Here is a 21,754-nt window from a genome sequence, read left to right as displayed (position 1 = left end):
CTGTTACTAATCGGGTGAGGGCTTGACCAAAAAGCCGAGGAAGCGGGCAGGATGTAACAGAAATGGGGCGGAACAAGCTTGCTTGTGGAGAACCATTTATGGTACAGACTGAACATTTGCGAAGCAAATGACATCGAACGACGGAGTCGTGAGATGACCCCCGCTGGAGTATCGGTACGCAGGTTAAAATTGATTCAAAGAGTTTGATTAACGATCAACAAACATGTATGTAGTTTTTAAGGTACAAACCTTAATTAAATATTTAAGTAATCCTCCTTAGCTCAGTCGGTAGAGCATGCGGCTGTTAACCGCAGTGTCGTTGGTTCGAGTCCAACAGGGGGAGTTTTTTTATGCCTGTAAACAAGGAATTGTTTACAGGCACTTTTTATATGTTTGTATAAATATCCGTTATATATATCGTAATATTTGACCGAATCAAGTAATCCCCTATAGAATGTTTTCTGATAACAGACTGGAAACTATTTCGAAATCATGCTAGAATGAAATTGGTTTGGTTAAGAAAGAATAATTTATGAGAAAGAAGCAGAAAAATGGAATTATTTGATATCATAGATGAAAACGGAAATCCCACTGGAAAGATCGTAGAACGGAGTATTGCTCACGCAGAAGGAATCCCTCATCGTACTGCTCATATCTGGATCATCCGCCGGAGGAATGAAAAAACAGAGATCCTTCTTCAGAAAAGATCCAGAAACAAGGACTCCTTTCCTGGAAAATTTGATACTTCATCTGCAGGTCACATACAGGCGGGAGATGAACCAATGGAATCGGCATTACGGGAACTGAAAGAAGAACTGGGAATCCATGCGGAATCAGCTGATCTGCAGTTTGCAGGAAAATTCCCCATATCTTTTGCCAGAGAATTTCATGGAAAAATATTCCGGGATGAAGAAATCGCTTTTGTTTATATCTACGATCACCCGGTAGAGATCGATCATCTTACACTTCAAAAGGAAGAAGTAGAAGAGGTACAGTGGTTTGATCTGGAAGAAACGTATCAGCAATGCAGTCAGCACAGAGATAAATTCTGTGTTCCGCTGGGAGGTCTGCAGCTTGTACGTCAATTTATAAAAAGTAACGGCAATACAATAAAGGAGTGAAAGATCATGAGAAAAGATTTCGGAGCAAAGCCTTACACTTATCCACAGCCGGTATTAATGATCGCTACATATGGTGAGGATGGAAAACCGGATGTTATGAATGCAGCCTGGGGAGGAATCAGCGATGATAAGGAAATTTCCATCTGTGTCAGTGAAAATCATAAAACAACTGAAAACATCCTGAAAAAAGGCGCTTTTACAGTAAGTATGGCAGATGTGGAGCATATGACAGCCTGCGACTATGTAGGAATTGTTTCCGGAAACAAAGAGCCGGATAAATTTGTAAAAGCCGGATTTACAGCAGAAAAATCTGAAAAAGTAGATGCACCTATTATCAAAGAGCTTCCAATCTGTATAGAATGTAAGCTGAAAAGCTATGATAAAGACACCTGCCGGCTGATCGGTGAGATCGTAAATGTCAGCGTGGATGAGAGCGTTCTGGATGAAAATGGAAACGTAGATGTTGCAAAAGCAGCACCGATCACTTTTGATCCGTTCAACAATGCATATATCCGTCTTGGCGAAAAAGTCGGCGATGCTTTTAAAGCCGGAACGGCACTGAAATAAATAATATCTACTGAAATACAGAAAGTCTCTTTCACAGGTACAGATAAAAAATTATCTTCTGGAAGAGACTTTCTATTTGTTATAAATATTCTTTAATTCAGAACTCCCAATTCTTTAAAGGCCTGAAAAATCCCGTCCTGATCATTACTCTTTGTTACAAAAGAGAAATGTTTTTGCAGCTCAGAAGGTGCATTTCCCATCAAAACTCCACATCCTACTGCCTCCAGCATTTCCAGATCATTATAATTATCTCCGAATGCAATAGTACTGGTAAGAGGGATTTTTCGAAGATCACAAAGATATTTTACAGCTTCCGCTTTGTTTATGCCGCCAGCCATGATCTCCAGAAGAGAATCGGAAGATCTTGCAATAGATAATTCCGGAAAATATTTGCGAAGAAGTGTTTCTGACGGTGACATATATTCAGAATCGCACATACACAGGATTTTATCTACCATAAGCGTATCTGAGAGAGACTGAAGGGATCCCTCTATAGAGGTAGTTTCCACAACCGTTTCTTCATGGATCACATGAGGGTCTGTCCGGTCTTTTACGATCCAGTCTTCTGAGGTAAAAACATTCCAGGTCACGTGAGGACATTTTTTTTCGATCACATCAATGATTTTGGAAGCGTCGGAAATGCTTATTCCTTTTTCGTAAAGGATATTTTGATCTTCATCCAGGATTAGTGCACCACTGAATGCAATGGTACAACAATGGAAATCATTTTTTTTAATAATAGGACGGATGCCGGAAGGGCTTCGTGCTGAAGAAATAGTAAACAGAACGCCCTGATCTGTCAAAGTATGAATGGCGGAACTAGTCAGCGGAGATACCACATGTTCTGAGGTTAGTAAAGTGCCGTCAATATCGCTGAAAACAGCCTGTGGCTTAAATGAAGATAATGGTTTCATATTCGAGATCCTTTCTGTAAAAGATGAGTATAGGTGTTTCTGTATATAAAATAGCACATAAATAACAAAATAAAAATATATCCAGATTTCATTATGACAAAGCTTTTTTTGGAGCCAGTGCAGTAGATGCCTCTTTTGGAGCATCGGCCACTAGAGAGATCGAAGCAGCTGTGAAACGCTGCGTGTATGCCAATGCAGAGGAAAGCTATCTTCTGGCGGACCATACCAAGTTTGGCAAAAAAAATCTCATAAAATATAATGATGTCAGTGAGTACCAGTTGATCTTTACCGATGAAGAATTGGAAACGGAGCAGAAAAATAAAGTGATCCGACAGGGTGGAAGATTTTGTGAATAGCAAAAATACAGAAATTTGTTGACAGAAGATAAATCTGCAGATTATATATAAATATAACAGATTCACGAAAAAGCCTCGGATTATTCAGAAAATTCATGCTTGTAGGTGAATATAGGATATGATAACATAAAAAATATCATTTTTGTAAAAACGCAAAAAAAGGAGGTGCTGACATGCGCTCAATGAGAAAAAATGCATACAGGAGAGCTATATCTTCCTAATGATGATGAGATCATCCAGGATCAGATCAAAAAGCTGGATCGACTTTATGATTTCAATATGACACGTCCCACACAGTTGGATAAAAGAAATGCTGAAAGAGATACTACACTATGATATAAGAGTGGAAGGAATGTCCGGCTTTTGAAAAATCAAAAAGAAGCAGGTTGATAGGAACAGGAATGGATGAGGACCTGTCTGATGCTGAAAGAAAAGAGGATAAATTATGGGAATGAATGAAACACCGTCAGCAGACCGTGTACATATCGGTTTTTTTGGCAGAAGAAATGCAGGAAAATCCAGTATCGTAAATAAGGTGACAGGCCAGGAGCTGGCTGTGGTATCCGATGTAAAGGGAACTACTACAGATCCGGTAAGTAAGGCCATGGAACTACTTCCTATGGGCCCGGTGGTGATCATAGATACACCAGGTATTGATGATGAAGGACATCTTGGAGAACTTCGCGTCCGCAAGGCGAAACAGGTGTTGAACAGAGTGGATGTAGCAGTTCTTGTAGTAGATGCCACTGTGGGAAAAACCAGTGTGGATGAAGAATTGATCCATATTTTTAAAGAGAAGGAGATTCCATATCTGGTTGTTTATAACAAGGCAGATCTGCTGAAAACAAAAGATGGGAACCGGCTTTCTTCAGATAATAACTTAAACCGGAATACCCATGCGGGTGCGGTCAAAGAGAGTAGTGTCAGCCAGAAACAGGATCATGAAAACCAGAACACAGAGCAATCTATTTATGCCAGCGCCGCCACCGGTCAGAATATCTACGAATTGAAAGAAAAGATCGCTTCGCTGGCAGTAACGGATGAACTGAAATTGCGTCTTGTAGGGGATCTCCTTGAACCATCAGATTTTGCGATTCTTGTTGTTCCCATAGATAAAGCTGCACCAAAAGGGCGTCTGATCCTTCCGCAGCAGCAGACGATCCGTGATGTGCTGGAAGCCGGAGCAGCAGCCATCGTGATCAAAGAGGATGAGCTTTCCAATACACTGGAAACCCTGGGGAAAAAACCAAAGCTTGTGATCACAGACAGCCAGGTCTTTGCCAGAGTCAGTGAAGAAACTCCAGAAGACATTTGGCTTACTTCATTCTCTATTCTGTTTGCCAGATTTAAAGGAAATCTAAAGACAGCGGCAGCTGGGGCAGCAGCACTGGACCGGCTGAAAGACGGTGACAAGATCCTGATCTCAGAGGGATGTACCCACCACAGGCAGTGTGATGATATCGGAACAGTCAAGCTTCCACGCTGGATCCGTAATTATACGGGGAAAGAGCTGGAATTTGAGTATTCCTCCGGAAGAGATTTCCCGGAGGATGTGACGAAGTACAGTCTGATCGTGCATTGTGGCGGATGTATGCTTAATGAGAGAGAAATGCGTTACCGTCAGAAATGTGCATTGGATCAGGAGATTCCTATCACCAATTACGGAATTGCCATTGCCTACATGCAGGGAATCCTGAAACGTTGTGTGGAAATGTTCCCGGATGTGAGGAAAGAACTGGAACAGTAATTTTTTTTCAGGTGTTTACATTTTTTCCGAAAAATGATATAGTAGCGATTGTTCATTTTATAAATTTGCAAAAGGTGACGATAAGGAGTTGCAGATACAATGATCGATCAGACACTTTCACAGGCCCTACAGAAAGAAATTCCAATACTTACAGCTCAGATCCGAAGTCTCTATGCAGAATTCGATAAAAAATTTCATCTTAACGGAGCAAAGATCCCTATAACTTTTGGCATGGAGCCGGATCTGCTGGGATCTTATACAAGAGGCAGCTGCCACGAAAAAGAGCATTTCCATTTTTCTCTGCTGTTTATCGGCTATGCGGTAAAAAATCCTCTGAAAAAAGAAGACCGACTGGATCTTTACAAACATGAATATGCTCACTATATGCAGTATAATTTTCACATTCCCTCAGAGTATCAGTGGCAGCACGGAACCCACGGAAGTGCCTGGAAATACTGCTGTTCCCTGACTGGTGCGGCACCAACGCCATATTATAAGGCAGGGGAAGCTCTGATGAAACACAACTATGAGAAAAAACTCCGAAGCCCGATCCATGACCGTACTGTAACGGTGCGGGATACTTACAGAAGAGAGCAGCAGCACAGGAATACTCAGAACAGTATTGTACGCTATGAGATCGGAGAGGATGTCAGTCATCCGAAATTCGGAACCGGAAATATTGAGCATGTAGAGCAGCTTCCGGGTTCTGTAAGGCTTCACATCCGTTTTGGAGAAGAGCTGAAAGTGATCGATCAGAAATGGCTTCTTCGGACAAAATATAAAAAGATCTGAATATAGTTTTATAAAAATAGACATCATCCTGGATATCAAAATAGATATCATATGGAGATGTTTATTTTTTTTATATCATTGAAACAGTATAAAAAAATTCTCCGGTACAGAAAATCTGTGTTCCGGAGAATTTTAAGTCAGGCGGATATTTGCGATCCGTATTTATCCAGTTGCCTGATTCGGTTAAAAAATCAGCTTATATTACTCAGAAACCTTCACAAACTGGCTGTTATAAAGCTTCTGATAGAATCCGCCTTTTGCCATAAGCTCTTCATGGTTTCCCTGCTCGATGATGCTTCCGTCTTTCATGACAAGAATCTGATCTGCATTGCGGATGGTAGAAAGACGGTGTGCAACGATAAAGCTTGTTCGCCCCTGCATCATCCGGTCAAATGCCTCCTGGATCAGCATTTCTGTTCGGGTATCAATACTGGAGGTTGCCTCGTCAAGGATCAGCATTGGCGGCAGACACAGCATGACACGGGTGATGCAGAGAAGCTGCTTTTGTCCCTGGCTTAAGCTGTCTTCATAAAGAATGGTATCCAGGCCATTTGGAAGACGGCGGATAAATTCCCAGCTGTGGGACATTTTAGCTGCCTGGATCACTTCCTCATCGGATGCATCCGGCTTTCCGATGCAGATGTTATCACGGACAGTTCCATGCTTGATCCAGGTATCCTGGAGAACCATGCCATAGCTTCTGCGGAGGGCATGTCTGGAAACATCGGTGATGGGGGTTCCGTCCACGGAAATACTTCCACCGGTGACGTCATAGAACCGCATCAGCAGGTTGATAAAAGTTGTCTTGCCACAACCGGTAGGGCCTACGATGGCAATACGTCTGCCTGGTTCTGTATGAAGATTAAAGTTTTTAATGAGAGGTTTGTCCGCTTCGTAGCGGAAGGAAACATTCCGGATATCCACTGCACCTTTTACATCGACAAGAGTTCCGGACGGATCCGGGCTTTCCGGCTCTTCCTCCAGAAGATCAAAGATCCTGGTAGCGCAGGCCAGAGCGTTCTGAAGCTCTGTGATCACGGAGCTGATATCGTTGAAGGGCTTCATATACTGGTTTGCATAAGCCAGCAGTACGGAAAGTCCACCGACAGTCAGATGACCGCCCGGGATCAGAAAGGCACCTGCAAGAGCTACACCTGCGTAAATGATGTTGTTGATACATCGTGTGGATGGGTTGGTGAGGCTGCTGTAAAAAACAGCCTTCTGGCTGGCATCACGGAGTTCTTCATTGATCGCAGCAAAACGTTCGGAAGAACGATTTTCGTAACCAAAGGCCTGAACTACTTTTTGATTTCCGATCATTTCCTCGATCAGTGCAGTCTGACGTCCACGGGCATCACTCTGCGCACGGAACATCTGGAAGGAATGGGAGGAGATGAATTTCGCCACAAAAAAGCTTACAGGTGTCAGGACAATGATCATCAGAGTAATCCACACATTTTTGGAGAACATGAAGAGCAGGGTTCCGATGATGGTGATGACACCGGAAAACAGCTGTGTAAATCCAAGGAGCATACCATCGGAAAGAATATCCGTATCTGCGATGACACGGCTGATGATATCACCGGTGCTGTGTCCGTCCAGGTAGGACAGAGGAAGCTTCTGGATATGGCGGATGGATCTTGCACGGATATCCTGTACTGTGCGGTAGGTCATACGGTTGTTGATGACACTCATGATCCAGGTGGCAATGCCGGAAAATACGATCATGACAAGAATACGGGAAAGATAGAATCCCATTCTTGTAAAATCAACTTCGTGGGCAGCAACGACCTCATCAATGGCATAACCAAAAAGTACGGGAACATACAGCTGCAAAATTACAGTGACTGCTGCTAGGATCACACTTAATACGAGAAGAAAACGGTATTTTCCAATGAAACGTAGTACCTTGAAAAAGGTTGCCATGCTGTTTTTGCTTTTGGCGGTTGTATCTGTTTTACTCATGCCAGGACCTCCTTTCCAGTCGCTTTTTCATATTTGGTACGCTCTTCCGGGAACTGTGAGAAAAAGATCTCACGGTAGGTTTCGCAGGTAGAGATCAGTTCCTGATGGGTTCCTTTTCCGGCAAGCTGACCATCGTCCAGTACCAGGATCAGATCGGCCTGGCGGATGCTGGCTGCTCTCTGGGATACCAGGAAGGTGGTGGTGTTTCCACCAAGCTGGTGAAGGGATTTCCGAAGTGCCGCATCTGTGGCAAAGTCAAGAGCACTGGCACTGTCATCCAGGATCAGGATCTCTGGTTTTTTCACAAGGGCGCGGGCAATGGTAAGTCTCTGACGCTGGCCACCGGAAAGATTCCGGCCGTTCTGTTCCAGACGGAAATCCAGCTGACCGTCCTTTTTCTCTACGATTTCACGAGCCTGAGCGGTGGTAAGTGCTTCCCACATTTCTTCGTCCGTGGCATCTTCCCGTCCCCAGCTTAAGTTATCGCGGATGGTTCCCTGGAAAAGTGCTGCTTTTTGAGGAACTACGCCGATTTTTTCCCTGAGTTCCTGCCTGGAATAGGTCTGTACATTCTGACCGTCGAGGGTAATGACTCCGGAGGTTGCGTCGTAGAAACGGGCGATCAGATCCACAAGAGTGGATTTACCGCTTCCGGTACCGCCGATGATTCCGATCGTAGAGCCTTTTTTTGCGGAAAAAGTGATATCAGAAAGGCTAGGTGCGCCGGTTCCTGCATAGGAGAAACTCACATGGTCAAAAGCGACTGCATAGTCACTGCTTTCCACAGTCGGTAAGGAAGCTTTGTCCGGGTAAGTCATGGTGGAATCGACTTTCAGGATTCCGGCAACGCGATCCGCACAGGCCATGGATTTGTTCAGGGTGATGATCAGGGACGCAAGCTTGATCAGTTCTACGATCATCTGTGCCATATAGTTGTAAAGAGCAACTATTTCACCCTGCTGCATGTTTCCGAGGTTTACCTGTACACCTGCAGTCTGGATCAGGATTACTGTTGCGATATTGATCAGTACATAAGTTGCAGGATTTAAAAGTGCAGAGATTTTTCCGACAAATTCGTTCAGTTTGGTAAGTGCAAGATTGCTTTCGTCAAACTCCGCAACGGCATCAGCTTCACGGCAAAATGCACGGATCACACGGACACCGGTCAGGTTTTCTCTGGTAAGACGGGTGACGGAATCCAGACGTCCCTGTACTTTTTTGAAAAGCGGGATACTTAAAAACATGATCACAAAGACAACCAGGAACAGTACCGGAATGGCAACTGCGAAGATCAGTGCACAGCGTACATTGATGGTAAAAGCCATTACCATAGAGCCTAGAACAATAAACGGGCTTCGAAGAAGAAGACGGAGTCCCATGTTTACTCCGTTCTGTACCTGATTGACATCGTCTGTAAGACGGGTGATCAGCGTGTCAGTGCCAAGGGTGTCCAGCTCCGTATAGGAAAGCTTCTGGATATGGTCAAATACAGCCTGACGCACTTCTGTGGCAAAGCCTACGCTGGCTTTTGCAGCAAAAAACTGTGCAGTAATGCTGACTGCAAGTCCTGCAGCAGCCATCAGTATCAGGATAAAAAACTTCTGAACGATATAGCCGTGGTCATTATTTGCAATTCCCACATCGATGATCTGGGCGATGACGACAGGCACCAGCAGATCAAATACAACTTCCAGAAACTTGAAAAAAGGAGCCAGAACGCTTTCTTTTTTGTAGTTTTGAAGATATTTTGCAAGTGTTCGCATTTCTTTTTCTTCCTCCGTTTCCTTATTTTTCTATAATAAACCTCTGTTATTATACTCCTATGGAGATAATACGTATAATATTGTTTTTAATGTATGATAATATAATTTTGCTATTGCCTGGGACGGAAATCTGTGGGATGATAGAAGTATGGTTTTTCGGATAATTGCATGGGAAAGATATTCATAGTATTTACAAAGCATTGCAGATATAGTATTTTTTAACCGAATTAAGAAAGTACTCTGTGGGACAGCGAAAAGCAATAAGCAGTAGATGGGTTTTGCCTGTGTTATATACCAGATAAAGAAAGAAGGATTTATATATGGAAATCAGACAGCTGGAATATTTTCATGAGATCGCAGCAACAGGAAGCATCAATGAAGCCGCAAGGAGACTGAACATGTCCCAGCCGCCGCTGAGCTATCAGATCAAGCAGCTGGAAGCAGAGCTGAAGGTGAAGCTTTTTGAGCGGACCAGGGCAGGCGTGACACTGACAGAAGCCGGAAAGCTTCTTTATGACAGGACAGAGAACATTTTGAGCTACGTTCGTTCCACAGAACTGGAAGTATCCAAAGCAGGGAAAAAACAGGTTTTACGTATCGGGATCACGCCAACCACAGTGACCACCATTATGCCTTATATTTCCAGATTTTCCAGGGAAAATTGTGATGTAAACTTTGAGGTAAGGGATGCGATCACCTTTACACTTCTGAATTATCTGATGGATGGGATCATTGATGTTTCGGTAGTGCGTACACCTATCAAGCTGGAAGGTTTAAATTATCTGGAACTGGATGAGGAACCCATGATCGCGGTCCTTCCTCCGGAGATCCCGGAAAATGAGACAAAAAAAGAGGGCATCAGCCTTAAAGAGCTGACTGGATGCCCTCTCATTATTTACCGGCGGTACGAAGAATTTCTGATGAAAGCCTTTGGAGAAAAAAATCTCCAGCCGGATATTTTCTGTGTCTGCGATGATCCCAGAGACGCCATGCTCTGGGTGCAGGAAGGTCTTGCAACCGCCGTTTTTCCAAGATCCATGGAAGATCTCTGTACAGATCTTCCGATCCGCATCATTGAAGAAGAGAAGCTGAAGACCAGGATCCTTCTTGCCTGGAAAAAGGATCGCAGGCCTTCTGCCGTGATGCAGGATTTTATCAATATCTGTGAGAAATATGCAGGAAACCCTGCAATCTGATCATGGACCTGGAAAGGGGATGTATGCAGAAATCAGTCTTTGAGATGCTCTTCCTTCCAGTGCTTCCATTTCTGAACAGCTTCCGGATTCTGCTTTTCCAGCCGTTCTTCCAGCTTTTTCCGGCGCTGTTCCAGCCGTTCTAGGACTTCCGGATGCTCGGCAAGGATTTTTTCTTTCAGCTTGCCACGGCGCTTTTCTAGAAGATGAAGGATCAGTTTCCGGTCGGAAGTTAATTCCTCAGGCAGCTCATCCATATGTAATTCAATTCTTCGAAGCAGTTCATCCTCATCCAGAACACCCAGCCCATGCCAGTTATCCAGAAGCTCTTCCAGACCTTCTTCGGAGAGACGTTGGATATCCGGGATCTGATGCAGCTGTTCAATAATGTGATGGACAGATTCTTCGATCTCTTTTACTGCATCATCACCAAAAGCCCAGGCGAACTCTTCCAGGGTATTTTCTTCCTCTGCCGGAAGAAAAGCGATACTGCGGCGCAGAAGCTTTGTCTCGTCTTCCTTTGGAACATCCAGTTCATAAGGGGCTTCGATCCCTGCGTCATGCAGAGCAGCAAGAATGGTACGGCGGACCATACCGTCCTTGATCATATGACCGATGCCGAACTGACGCAGCTGGTCATTGATCTGGGTGGAATGCTCTGTGAGGTAAAAACGGATCCCACGTTTTTTCAGGCTTGCGGAGATGGCATCCAGACGGTCTGCTGCTGTGATATCAATGCTGTTGATAGCACTGGCATCTACGATCACTACCCTGGTGTCTTTTCGGATGCTGTTCTCAATATCTTCCTGAAAAATCTTTATATTTGCAAAAAACAGGTTTTCACTGAAACGGTAGATCACAACGCCCTTAATAGGGTAGGCGAAACGGTTTTTGGACAGATCAAAATAAGCATCTCTTCCAGGGATCATACCACGGAAGGAGCGCGGCGGGTTGGTGGCCTTCAGGATCACAGCTACGAAAGAGAGCAGGATACCAATGATAACCCCATAAATGGTTCCAAGACAGAGCACACTGAAACCGGCAGCCATGAAGATGTAGAATTCTGTGCGGCTTACTTTGAAAAGACGTACAGCCAGATGGGTTTCCACCACATCCATCAAAGCAGAGATCACAATGGCTGTCAGTACAGGAACCGGAAGATATCCGATAAAACCGGTGCCGAAAAGAAGGATCAGAGCCATGGTGATCCCGGCAGTGATGGAAACCGCCTGAGATTTTCCACCGTACTGTTCATTGAGGGAGGTGCGGGAGATACTGCCGTTTACTGGGCAGCAGCCTACTGCGGCGGCAGCAATATTTCCGGCGGCACAGGCCAGGATTTCCTGACGGTCGTTCAGCTTATAATCATTGCGGAACGCAAAGGTATTCTCTGCAAGAAGAGTTTCTGCCATAATGACAACAGCAACCATAAGACCGCGGCCTGCCGCCTGGGTCAGATCAACATTTCCGAAATCCGGGATCACCAGGGAGGGAAGCCCACGTTCTACAGACTGCAGGAGGACTACGCCTTTTTCGTCTACATGAAAAATAATGGTGGAAAGAACACCCAGAGCCATAATAACGATAGCCATGGGGAATTTCGGCGCCAGCTTTTTAAATGTGCGGATCAGCACCAGAGCACCAAGCCCCATGAAGAGGGAAAGCCAGCTGATATTTTTGGCAGCAGCAAAGATATGCTCTGCCAGTTCCAGGAGCTCTCCGGATCCTGCAGGACTTCCCATAAGTTTCGGGATCTGCATCAGGATGATGGTAACTGCGATACCGCTGATAAAACCGCCCATAACAGGTGTGGAGATAAAGTCCACGATCTTATCTGCGTGAAGCAGAAAGAAGATAAACAGCCACAGACCTGCAAAAAGTGCGATGGCAGGAACATAATCCATGGCAGCTTCTGACTCTGCAGCAATGCCCAGAGTAGACAGTGCACCACCTACAATGGCAGCAGGTGCCGCATCAACTCCGAAGATAAACTGTCTTGAAGTGGAAAATAGAGCAAACAAAAGGATCGGCAGAACAGAACCGTATAGTCCGTATACCGCCGGGATCCCGGAAATCTGGGCATATCCCATGGAGATAGGGATGGAAACAGCTGCTATGATGATGCCGGAGAAAATATCTTTGGGAAGGTATTCCTTCCGATATCCTCGCAGCGTGGAAAACAGGGAAAGCTTCATATAGTCACATCCTTTTCTGAAAAATATTTTCTATTATATACCAAAGAGAGCCTGTAGGAAAGAAGCAAAGCAAAGGTTCCGGGTGAAAAATCGTGGACAAAGAATAACTGCCATATTATAATAAATGCGAAATTGCAGTAACCGTAAGAGATACAGGCTGCAAAGCTGAGAAATCATCAATCATCAGGAAAGGTTAAGATATAAATGAAAAAAGCGATCATAGCAATGAGCGGCGGTGTAGACAGCTCCGTGGCAGCTCTTTTGACAAAGGAATCCGGTGACGAGTGCATCGGCGCTACCATGAAACTTTACAACAACGAAGATATCGGTGTCCACAGGGAAAAGACCTGCTGTTCCCTGGACGATGTTGAGGATGCCAGAAGCGTAGCCTATCAGATGGATATGCCTTACTACGTGTTTAATTTTACCGCAGATTTCCATACAGAGGTTATGGACAGGTTTGTAGATGCCTACGAAAACGGCTGCACCCCTAATCCATGTATCGACTGTAACCGATATCTGAAATTTGATAAAATGTTTCACCGCATGCAGGAGATCGGCTACGATTATATTGTAACCGGACATTATGCAAGAGTGGAGTACGATGAGAAACGGGACCGCTACATTCTGAAAAAAGCAGTGGACGATACAAAGGATCAGTCATACGTTCTCTATATGCTGACCCAGGAACAGCTGGCACATGTAAAGCTTCCGCTTGGAGGTCTCCGGAAGGACCAGGTTCGTGTCATTGCCGAAAAACATGGCTTTATCAATGCCAGAAAGCATGACAGTCAGGATATCTGCTTTGTGCCGGACGGCGACTATGCGAAATTTATTGAGAAGTACACAGGCAAAAAAACACCGGAGGGTGATTTTGTAGATAAAGAGGGAAACTATATCGGACGCCATAAGGGGATCATCCATTACACGATCGGCCAGCGCCGCGGCCTTGGCATTCCGGCGGCCAGCCGTCTTTATGTCTGTGAGATCTCTCCGAAGACCAATACGGTAGTTCTCGGGGACAACGCAGATCTTTTCAGTAGTGAACTGGAGGCAGACAGTGTAAATCTGATCTCTGTGGACTGCTTAGCTGAGCCGAAAAGAGTGACTGCCAAGATCCGTTACCGTCACAAAGAGCAGCCTGCCACTGCATGGCAGACACCGGATGGCATCCTTCATGTGAAATTTGATGAACCGCAGAGAGCTATCACAAAAGGTCAGGCTGTGGTGATGTATGACGGAGATGAGGTTGTAGGCGGTGGCGTTATAAATAAAATCTATAGCCAGTCATAAATAAAGGTGAGAACCTAAATAGATAAACCCCATTGACATACTAGGAAAAGGGTGATATGATTGCATCATCAAAAAACGGAGCACACAAAACAAGGTGAGCAACGTGATGATTAGGAGGAAATCATGAAGGTTTTACAGAAGTCAACAAGGGTGTTTATCGAAGAAAAGCGAATGTGTTGTTGTCGCTGATAAGCAGATGATTATAAGATAAGCAATTACTATTTTACCGAATATAAGAATAAAAGAAAAGAGGACAAACACATGAGCAAAATTACAAGAGATCAGAGAAAATTCAAATTTGAGACATTACAGCTTCACGTAGGACAGGAACAGCCGGATCCGGTTACAGATGCAAGAGCAGTACCAATCTACCAGACATCTTCCTATGTATTCCGCAACTGCGATCATGCAGCAGCACGTTTCGGACTTGCAGATGCCGGTAACATTTACGGACGTCTTACAAACCCGACAGAGGACGTATTTGAGAAGAGGATCGCAGCACTTGAGGGTGGCTCCGCAGCACTTGCAGTAGCATCCGGTGCAGCAGCTATCACATACACGATCGAGAACCTTGCACAGCAGGGAGATCACATTGTAGCAGCCAAAAATATTTACGGCGGTACAACAAACCTTCTGGAGCATACGCTTCCGGCATACGGAATCACAACAACATTTGTTGATGTATTCAATCTCGAGGAAGTGGAGAATGCGATCCGGGAGAACACAAAAGCTGTTTATATTGAGACTCTTGGAAATCCAAATTCTGATGTTGTAGATATTGAGGCTCTTGCAAAAATCGCTCACAAACATAAAATTCCGCTTGTTGTAGATAATACATTTGCAACACCATACCTCGTAAGACCAATTGAGTACGGCGCAGATATCGTTGTTCATTCCGCAACAAAATTCATCGGTGGCCACGGAACTACTATCGGTGGTGTGATCGTAGAGAGTGGTAAGTTCGACTGGGAGGCATCCGGCAAATTTGCATCTCTTACAGAGCCAAACCCAAGCTATCATGGCGTAAGCTTCACAAAAGCATGCGGACCGGCTGCATTTGTTACAAAGATCCGTGCGATCCTTCTTCGTGACACAGGAGCAACAATTTCTCCGGTGAGCTCCTTTATTTTCCTTCAGGGACTTGAGACACTGTCTCTCCGTGTAGAGCGTCATGTTGAGAACGCACTGAAGGTTGTACAGTATCTGAATGATCATCCGCAGGTAGAGAAGGTTCATCATCCGTCTGTATCCACAGATCCAAGCCAGCAGGAGCTTTATAAGAAATATTTCCCTAACGGCGGCGGTTCCATCTTTACATTCGAGATCAAGGGAGATGCACAGAAGGCAAAAGATTTCATTGATAACCTTGAGCTGTTCTCACTTCTTGCAAACGTTGCAGATGTGAAATCCCTTGTTATCCATCCGGCTACTACAACACACAGCCAGTGCACAGAGGAAGAGCTTCTTGATCAGGGAATCAAGCCCAATACAATCCGTCTTTCCATCGGAACTGAGAATATCGATGATATCATCCAGGATCTTGATGAGGCATTCAAGGCTGTCCAGTAAATAAGACAATTAAATAAGAAGAACACTTTCTGAAATCAATAGCACAGAAAAATCTGCTCCGGAACATATGAGAACATAGTCCCGGGGCAGATTTTTTGTGTGCTTATCTGGAGAATTCAAAAGTGGGAAGATCCGTGTCGATGGCACTGAGGATGCATGGATCATGTGCGATTTTTTTCAGGCGGATTCCGATGCCACAAGTTCTTCTAATGTTCCGAAGGTATATCCCATCTCTTCCCATTTTGTCAGTAGCTCATCCAGAATGGAAGCATTGGTGGAAGAGGTGCTATGCAGCAGCACGATGGCACCCGGATGGATCCGTCCCAGAAGCTTTTCAAAAGCTTCTTTTTTCGAAGGCTGCTTATCCTGATACCAGTCCACATAAGCCAGACTCCAGAAAAAGGTGTGGTATCCCATCTCTTTTGCCATCTCTAAATTTTCCACGCTGTAAATGCCCTGGGGCGGGCGATAAAATTTTGTCATTTCTTTTCCGGTGGCTTCCTTATAAAGAACCTTCACATCTTCAAGCTGCTTCTGAAAGGCTTCCTTTGTGGAGATGCCGGACATATCCGGGTGTGTCATGGTGTGGTTGCCTATGGTATGGCCTGCATCTACGATCTCACGGATCAGTTCCGGTTTTTCACGGATCAGTGTTCCCACAACAAAAAATGTGGCATGTACCTGATGCTTATGTAAGGCATTCAGAATGGCAGGCATATTTCCATTGTCATAGCCTGCGTCAAAGGTAAGATAGATTTTTTTCTCATCGGTATCGGCTGCATACCAGGCATTGTATTTTTTTAATTCTTCCATAGAAGCATTTCCTGTGGGCCGTTTGCCTTCTTCCTGAAAACCGAGCCCCCAGTTTTCATTTTGGAATGTCATAGAAGCAGAAGAGGTCTGGCTGTTTTCGGCAGAATTCGGATCGGATCGTGGGTCGGAAGTAAAATGAGAATAGATCTTTCCTACAAGACTGCCAAGAGCAAAAGCCATGACAAAGAAAAAAATAAGACGGTAGATGTGTTTTTGTTTCATGGGAACCTCAGAGAAAATGGAGTTATTAATATGTTTATGAACACAGAGAAGAAGATATGAAAGCAGAAGATCATAAGACTATGTTTGTAAGAAAGGGATAAAAATAAGCAAAAAATAAGAGCCATCAGCGATTGATTTCTTCTGCCGATGACTCTTTTAATTTTCATTATCCAATGGAATATACCTCTCATTTCTTAGATTTAAAACTTATACGGAATTAAAATTTACGTTCTCGGTGGTCCGTACCTCCTTGTTTTAATTATGATGGAAAATCTTTAAATCTTCTGGTGGACTGTACCTCTCTTTCTTAGATTATGGGAAGTAAGTTATGTTTTCGGTGGGTTCACGCTCCTTTTTGATTTAGTTTTTTGTTTTCCGTTTGTTTTATTTGATGATTAAACTATAACAGATAAAATGGAAAATGTCAACACTAAATTTTAAAAATAATAAAAATATATTTAAAAAGAAAAACAATAAAAATAAAACAACAAAAAAATCAGATAATATCGAAACCAGATAAAAGGTATAGACCAAAACCTTTTCGGACAAGATACCTTTATGAACATAAGAAGAGAATCACAAAGCGCAGGAGATCATAAACAGTATTATTATTTTCAAGGAGGGAAAAACTTATGCTACGTTATCTGCCTGTTCGAAAAGTTCATGCAAGACAGGTCCTTGATTCCAGGGGGAATCCTACAGTGGAAGCGGAAGTGACGGTAGGTGAAGGAATTGTGGGGATTAATGGATACACAGGAAGAGCCATGGTGCCGTCCGGAGCATCCACAGGTAAATTTGAGGCTGTGGAGCTGCGGGACGGAAACCGGGAGGAATATCTGGGACAGAGTGTGAAAAAAGCAGTGGAAAATATCAATACACGTCTGGCAGATGCCATTATCGGAGAGAATGCCCTGAACCAGGCATGGATCGATCATCTTCTAATCGAAACCGACGGAACGGAGAACAAAAGCAGCGCAGGAGCCAATGCCACGCTGGCAGTATCTCTGGCAGCAGCCCGTGCAGCAGCCGGGGCCCTTCGGCTTCCTCTTTATCAGTATCTGGGCGGCTGTCATACCCTGCAGCTCCCTGTGCCGATGATGAATATTTTAAACGGGGGAAAGCATGCGGACAATACGGTAGATCTTCAGGAGTTTATGATCATGCCAACAGGAGCTTGCTGTCTGGAAAAGGGTATCCGCATGTGTGCGGAAGTCTACCAGCACTTAAAGCTTCTTCTCCGGGAAAAAGGACTCTCCACAGCGGTTGGAGATGAAGGCGGCTTTGCTCCGGATCTTTCAGATTCGGAGGAAGTGCTTACCCTGATCGTTCATGCCATAGAAAAAGCAGGATATAAACCAGGAGAAGAGATCACCATTGCCATTGATGCAGCCTCCAGCGAGCTTTATGATGAGGAAAAGGGCGTGTACTTTTTCCCTGGGGAGAGTCGCATGAAAGGAGAAAAGATCTACCGGGATGCCGGTGAGATGACAGAGTATTATGAAAAACTGGTGGAAAAATTTCCCATTGTTTCCATTGAAGACGGTCTCTGGGAGGATGACTGGGAAGGCTGGAAATATCTGACGGAACACCTGGGAAAAAAGATCCAGCTGGTAGGCGACGATCTGTTTGTCACCAATATCAAACGGCTGCACTGTGGCATCGAACTTGATGTTGCCAATGCTATCCTTATTAAAGTAAACCAGATCGGAACTCTCACGGAAACTCTGGATGCGGTGGAGATGGCTCAGCATGCCGGGTATCGTGCAGTGATCTCTCACAGATCCGGGGAAACAGAGGATTCCTTTATCGCAGATCTGGCAGTTGCCTGTGGGGCGGGACAGATCAAAACAGGCGCACCCTGCCGTTCGGACCGGAACGCCAAGTATAACCAGCTTCTGCGGATCCACGAACAGCTCGGAGCTCTTGGAAGATATAAAGATCCTTTTGCAAAAAAATCTCAGAAAAAGCCCTGCATAAAATAAACGGAAAATGGTTGAAATCCCGGTTTAGCTATGGTAAAATAACCTCTAGTTGATTAGGAGGTGTAACCGCGTGAACATTTTAAAAATTATTCTGACTGTAATTTATGCAATAGATTGTATTGCTCTGACTGTTGTCGTACTGATGCAGGAGGGCAAGCAGCAGGGTCTTGGCTCTATCGCCGGAGTAGCTGATACTTACTGGGGTAAGAATAAGGGCCGTTCCATGGAAGGTGGTCTTGTAAGAGGTACCATTATCATGGGAGTTATTTTCTTTGTACTGTCAATCGTACTGAACATTATCTGATCTGCCAGGGGCAGAACAGAAGTTGGTAACACTCTTGCTGCGTTAGCATGCAGAAGAAACTCGGATGGGGACTTCTTTTGTTAATCAGCAGGAGTGTTTTTGCGTTGATACAGGGGCACGGGTGAGCCTTCCTCCGGAATGATAACAGGGTAAAATGAAATATAAATATGAAACAGGAGAAAATGTGAAAAGATCGAAAAATTTTGAAAAAAGAAAAAAGTTTATAATGGAGCTTCTGGGAGATCCGCTGTATAAGCCCATGCGCCTGCGTGAGATCGCATCTCTTCTTCAGCTGGATAAGAGTGAGAAAAAAGAGCTTTTTGACGTGCTGGACGAGCTTTGCGCCCAGGGCAAAGCTGAAGTAGATAATAAAGGAAGATACAGCAAGGTTTCCGGCAAGCGCAGAGACAGACGAAAGAATAAAGAAGCTCTGAAGGCAGAAAAGTCGGAGCGTGGCCGTAAGGGAAGAGAACGCAGAGAGAAGGATCATGAGGAACATCATTTCTCTGAGAAGGACGGAACCCTCATGGAAGGAACTTTTATTGGCCATTACAAAGGTTTTGGCTTTGTGGAAGTGGAGGGTCAGGAACAGGATATTTTTATTCCGGAAAATGACACGGGAAGCGCCATGCATCAGGATAAGGTGCAGATTCTTGTACGGAACGGACATAAAGAGGGAAAACGTCAGGAAGGCGTTGTGCTGAAGGTTCTGGAAAGGGGAATGCCTTCGATCGTGGGAACATACCAGAGCAGCCGTGATTATGGCTTTGTGATCAGTGATAACCCCAAATTTTCCAAAGATATCTTTATTTCCAGAAAAAACTCCATGGGAGCAAAGGACGGAGACAAGGTAGTTGCAGAGATCACAGATTACGGCTCCAGAAACCGGAAGCCGGAAGGAAAGATCACGGAGGTGCTGGGAAACTTACGTTCACCTGGAACAGATATCCTTGCTATTGTGAAGAGCTTTAACATACCAAGTGTATTTCCTGACAAAGTACTTCGTCAGGCTGACCGTGTGCCGGATCATGTACAGGAAGCGGATCTGGATGGAAGACTGGATCTCAGAAATCTTGTTACAGTCACCATTGACGGTGAGGATGCAAAGGATTTGGATGATGCCATTTCCCTGACAAAGGATGATGGAATCTACCATCTGGGTGTGCACATCGCAGACGTGAGCAACTATGTTCAGGGCGGCAGTGCCCTTGACAGAGAGGCACTGAAGCGCGGAACCTCCGTCTATCTTGCAGACCGTGTCATTCCCATGCTCCCGGAGCGGCTTTCCAACGGTATCTGTTCTCTGAACCAGGGACAGGACCGTCTGACCTTAAGCTGTCTGATGGATGTTAATGAAAAAGGAAAGGTGATTTCCCATAAGATCGCAGAAACCGTGATCCGTGTAGATGAGCGTATGTGTTACACAGATGTGAAAAATATTCTGGAAGATACTGATGAGGTGGCGAAGAAACGCTATGAAGCTCTGATCCCCATGTTTTTCTTGATGAAAGAGCTTTCCGGGATCCTGCGTAGCCGTCGGCATACAAGAGGTTCCATTGATTTTGATTTTCCGGAGAGTAAGATCATCCTGAATGCGGCAGGAAGAGCTATTGATGTGCAGCCCTATGAGGCCAATGTGGCAACCAGGATCATTGAGGATTTTATGCTTCTTGCCAATGAAACTGTGGCACAGGAATACTGCACCGGAGATTATCCCTTTGTATACAGAACGCATGAAAATCCGGATCCGGAAAAGATTGAAAGTCTTCTGATGCTTCTTCATAATGAAGGAGTCAACATACAGAAATCCGGACAGGAGATCACGCCTGGTGAGATCCAGGAGATCCTGGAAAGTATTGAGGGAATGCCCAATGAGGCACAGATCAGCCGCCTGACCTTGCGTACCATGAAACAGGCAAAATATACTACGGAATGCAGCGGACATTTCGGACTTGCAGCGAAGTATTACTGCCACTTTACTTCTCCGATCCGAAGATATCCGGATCTTCAGATCCACAGGATCATCCATGACCGTCTGAGAGGCAGACTGGTAAGGGAAGGACGTACCGAGCATTACAAGGAGATCCTGGATGAAGTAGCACGCCAGTCCAGTGTGTGCGAACGGCGTGCAGACGAAGCAGAAAGAGAATCCGATAAGCTGAAGAAAGCAGAGTATATGTCCTATCATCTCGGAGAGGAGTATGAGGGGATCATCTCCGGCGTTACAGGATGGGGACTTTATGTGGAGCTTCCGAATACCGTGGAAGGACTGATCCATATCAATACATTACGAGATGACTATTATGTATTTGACCAGGATGCATATGAACTGCGGGGAGACATGACAGGAAAGATCTTCCGTCTTGGGCAGAAGGTCCGTGTCCGTGTGGCAGATGCGGATAAAATGCTGAAAACCGTGGATTTTGTCCTGGCTGAGGAAGACTGAGGGAGCGCGAAATGGCAAAAAAAACAGGAATGAAACTGATCGCAAATAATAAAAAGGCTTTTCATGATTATTTTATCGAGGATACTTATGAGGCCGGGATCGCACTTGCAGGAACCGAGGTGAAATCCTTACGTTCCGGTAAATGCAGCATCAAGGAGGCCTTTGTCCGTGTGGAAAACGGAGAAGTTTATGTATATGGAATGCATATCACTCCTTATGAGAAAGGAAACATTTTTAACAAAGATCCTCTTCGTGTGCGTAAGCTTTTGCTGCATCGCTACGAGATCAATAAGATCGAAGCTAAATTAAAGGAAAAAGGATTGACTTTGGTACCACTGAAGGTTTATTTCAAGGACAGCCTGGTAAAAATAGAGATTGGCATGGCACGTGGTAAAAAGCTTTATGACAAGCGCCAGGATATTGCAAAGAAGGATCAGAGAAGAGAAGCGGAGCGAGACTTTAAAGTAAAAAATCTTTATTGATCGGCTGGTTTCAACTGAAAAAGTAAAAGT

General features: G+C 44.6%; 18 protein-coding genes and 1 tRNA gene. 14 read left to right on the top strand and 5 right to left on the bottom strand.

Annotation, left to right across the window (positions count from 1 at the left end; translation table 11 throughout):
* Positions 1 to 270 precede the first annotated feature (270 nt).
* The 3 genes from DW694_RS13860 to DW694_RS13850 all read left to right on the top strand — a co-directional run bounded on the left by DW694_RS13860 (position 271) and on the right by DW694_RS13850 (position 1,688).
* Positions 271 to 343, top strand: a tRNA-Asn gene (locus DW694_RS13860).
* Positions 344 to 551: 208 nt separating this feature from the next.
* Positions 552 to 1,121, top strand: coding sequence for an NUDIX domain-containing protein (locus tag DW694_RS13855; protein ID WP_015526818.1), 570 nt, complete (start codon positions 552 to 554; stop codon positions 1,119 to 1,121).
* A gap of 6 nt (positions 1,122 to 1,127) precedes the next feature.
* A complete protein-coding gene (locus DW694_RS13850) occupies positions 1,128 to 1,688 on the top strand; it encodes a flavin reductase family protein (protein WP_015526817.1) in 561 nt (186 codons plus the stop codon).
* Between the two features lie 92 nt (positions 1,689 to 1,780).
* Here DW694_RS13850 and DW694_RS13845 read toward each other — a convergent pair whose 3' ends face one another.
* Positions 1,781 to 2,602, bottom strand: coding sequence for a Cof-type HAD-IIB family hydrolase (locus DW694_RS13845; protein ID WP_015526816.1), 822 nt, complete (start codon positions 2,600 to 2,602; stop codon positions 1,781 to 1,783).
* Positions 2,603 to 2,679: 77 nt separating this feature from the next.
* Here DW694_RS13845 and DW694_RS13840 point away from each other — a divergent pair, with 77 nt between their 5' ends.
* The 4 genes from DW694_RS13840 to DW694_RS13825 all read left to right on the top strand — a co-directional run bounded on the left by DW694_RS13840 (position 2,680) and on the right by DW694_RS13825 (position 5,497).
* Positions 2,680 to 2,958: a hypothetical protein gene (locus DW694_RS13840; protein ID WP_092070922.1), complete on the top strand. Its 279-nt coding sequence runs from the start codon at positions 2,680 to 2,682 to the stop codon at positions 2,956 to 2,958.
* 192 nt (positions 2,959 to 3,150) lie between these two features.
* Positions 3,151 to 3,294 (top strand): maltose acetyltransferase domain-containing protein, encoded by a 144-nt coding sequence (locus tag DW694_RS13835; RefSeq protein ID WP_015526815.1) that lies wholly within the window; start codon positions 3,151 to 3,153, stop codon positions 3,292 to 3,294.
* A gap of 109 nt (positions 3,295 to 3,403) precedes the next feature.
* Entirely contained in the window at positions 3,404 to 4,705 is a 1,302-nt protein-coding gene (hydF, locus tag DW694_RS13830; RefSeq protein WP_015526813.1) for a [FeFe] hydrogenase H-cluster maturation GTPase HydF, read from the top strand.
* 99 nt (positions 4,706 to 4,804) lie between these two features.
* Positions 4,805 to 5,497, top strand: coding sequence for a hypothetical protein (locus tag DW694_RS13825; RefSeq protein ID WP_015526812.1), 693 nt, complete (start codon positions 4,805 to 4,807; stop codon positions 5,495 to 5,497).
* 201 nt (positions 5,498 to 5,698) lie between these two features.
* Here the strand turns inward: DW694_RS13825 and DW694_RS13820 are convergent, their stop codons facing one another.
* Positions 5,699 to 7,462, bottom strand: a complete 1,764-nt coding sequence (locus DW694_RS13820) for an ABC transporter ATP-binding protein (protein ID WP_015526811.1) — start codon at positions 7,460 to 7,462, stop codon at positions 5,699 to 5,701.
* A complete protein-coding gene (locus tag DW694_RS13815) occupies positions 7,459 to 9,225 on the bottom strand; it encodes an ABC transporter ATP-binding protein (RefSeq protein WP_015526810.1) in 1,767 nt (588 codons plus the stop codon). The genes DW694_RS13820 and DW694_RS13815 overlap by 4 nt, the downstream gene beginning before the upstream one ends.
* 320 nt (positions 9,226 to 9,545) lie before the next feature.
* Between DW694_RS13815 and DW694_RS13810 the strand changes: the two genes are divergently transcribed.
* Positions 9,546 to 10,421 carry a LysR family transcriptional regulator gene (locus tag DW694_RS13810; protein WP_021652963.1) on the top strand — a complete coding sequence of 292 codons (876 nt, stop codon included), beginning with the start codon at positions 9,546 to 9,548 and terminating at the stop codon, positions 10,419 to 10,421.
* 32 nt (positions 10,422 to 10,453) lie between these two features.
* Here the strand turns inward: DW694_RS13810 and DW694_RS13805 are convergent, their stop codons facing one another.
* Positions 10,454 to 12,613: a SulP family inorganic anion transporter gene (locus DW694_RS13805; RefSeq protein WP_114002730.1), complete on the bottom strand. Its 2,160-nt coding sequence runs from the start codon at positions 12,611 to 12,613 to the stop codon at positions 10,454 to 10,456.
* Between the two features lie 204 nt (positions 12,614 to 12,817).
* Here DW694_RS13805 and mnmA point away from each other — a divergent pair, with 204 nt between their 5' ends.
* Positions 12,818 to 13,906, top strand: coding sequence for a tRNA 2-thiouridine(34) synthase MnmA (gene mnmA / locus DW694_RS13800; protein WP_118753203.1), 1,089 nt, complete (start codon positions 12,818 to 12,820; stop codon positions 13,904 to 13,906).
* Positions 13,907 to 14,167: 261 nt separating this feature from the next.
* Entirely contained in the window at positions 14,168 to 15,475 is a 1,308-nt protein-coding gene (locus tag DW694_RS13795) for an O-acetylhomoserine aminocarboxypropyltransferase/cysteine synthase family protein (RefSeq protein WP_059086385.1), read from the top strand.
* 177 nt (positions 15,476 to 15,652) lie between these two features.
* On the opposite strand, the gene DW694_RS13790 is transcribed toward DW694_RS13795, so the two are convergent.
* A complete protein-coding gene (locus DW694_RS13790; protein WP_118753202.1) occupies positions 15,653 to 16,510 on the bottom strand; it encodes a polysaccharide deacetylase family protein in 858 nt (285 codons plus the stop codon).
* Between the two features lie 632 nt (positions 16,511 to 17,142).
* Between DW694_RS13790 and eno the strand changes: the two genes are divergently transcribed.
* From eno to smpB, 4 genes are all read left to right on the top strand, one after another.
* A complete protein-coding gene (gene eno / locus DW694_RS13785) occupies positions 17,143 to 18,492 on the top strand; it encodes a phosphopyruvate hydratase (protein ID WP_118753201.1) in 1,350 nt (449 codons plus the stop codon).
* A 70-nt stretch (positions 18,493 to 18,562) separates the two neighbouring features.
* Complete coding sequence (secG, locus tag DW694_RS13780; RefSeq protein WP_021652956.1) at positions 18,563 to 18,796, top strand: preprotein translocase subunit SecG; 234 nt, start codon at positions 18,563 to 18,565, stop codon at positions 18,794 to 18,796.
* A gap of 184 nt (positions 18,797 to 18,980) precedes the next feature.
* Entirely contained in the window at positions 18,981 to 21,242 is a 2,262-nt protein-coding gene (rnr, locus tag DW694_RS13775) for a ribonuclease R (protein WP_330611371.1), read from the top strand.
* Between the two features lie 11 nt (positions 21,243 to 21,253).
* Positions 21,254 to 21,724, top strand: a complete 471-nt coding sequence (gene smpB, locus DW694_RS13770; protein WP_021652954.1) for an SsrA-binding protein SmpB — start codon at positions 21,254 to 21,256, stop codon at positions 21,722 to 21,724.
* Positions 21,725 to 21,754 lie beyond the last annotated feature (30 nt).

This window comes from Ruminococcus sp. AM26-12LB (assembly GCF_003480785.1).
Classification (GTDB): domain Bacteria; phylum Bacillota; class Clostridia; order Lachnospirales; family Lachnospiraceae; genus Blautia_A; species Blautia_A fusiformis.
Note: the sequence above shows the minus strand (reverse complement) of the source record. Positions and strands in the feature narration are given on the sequence as shown.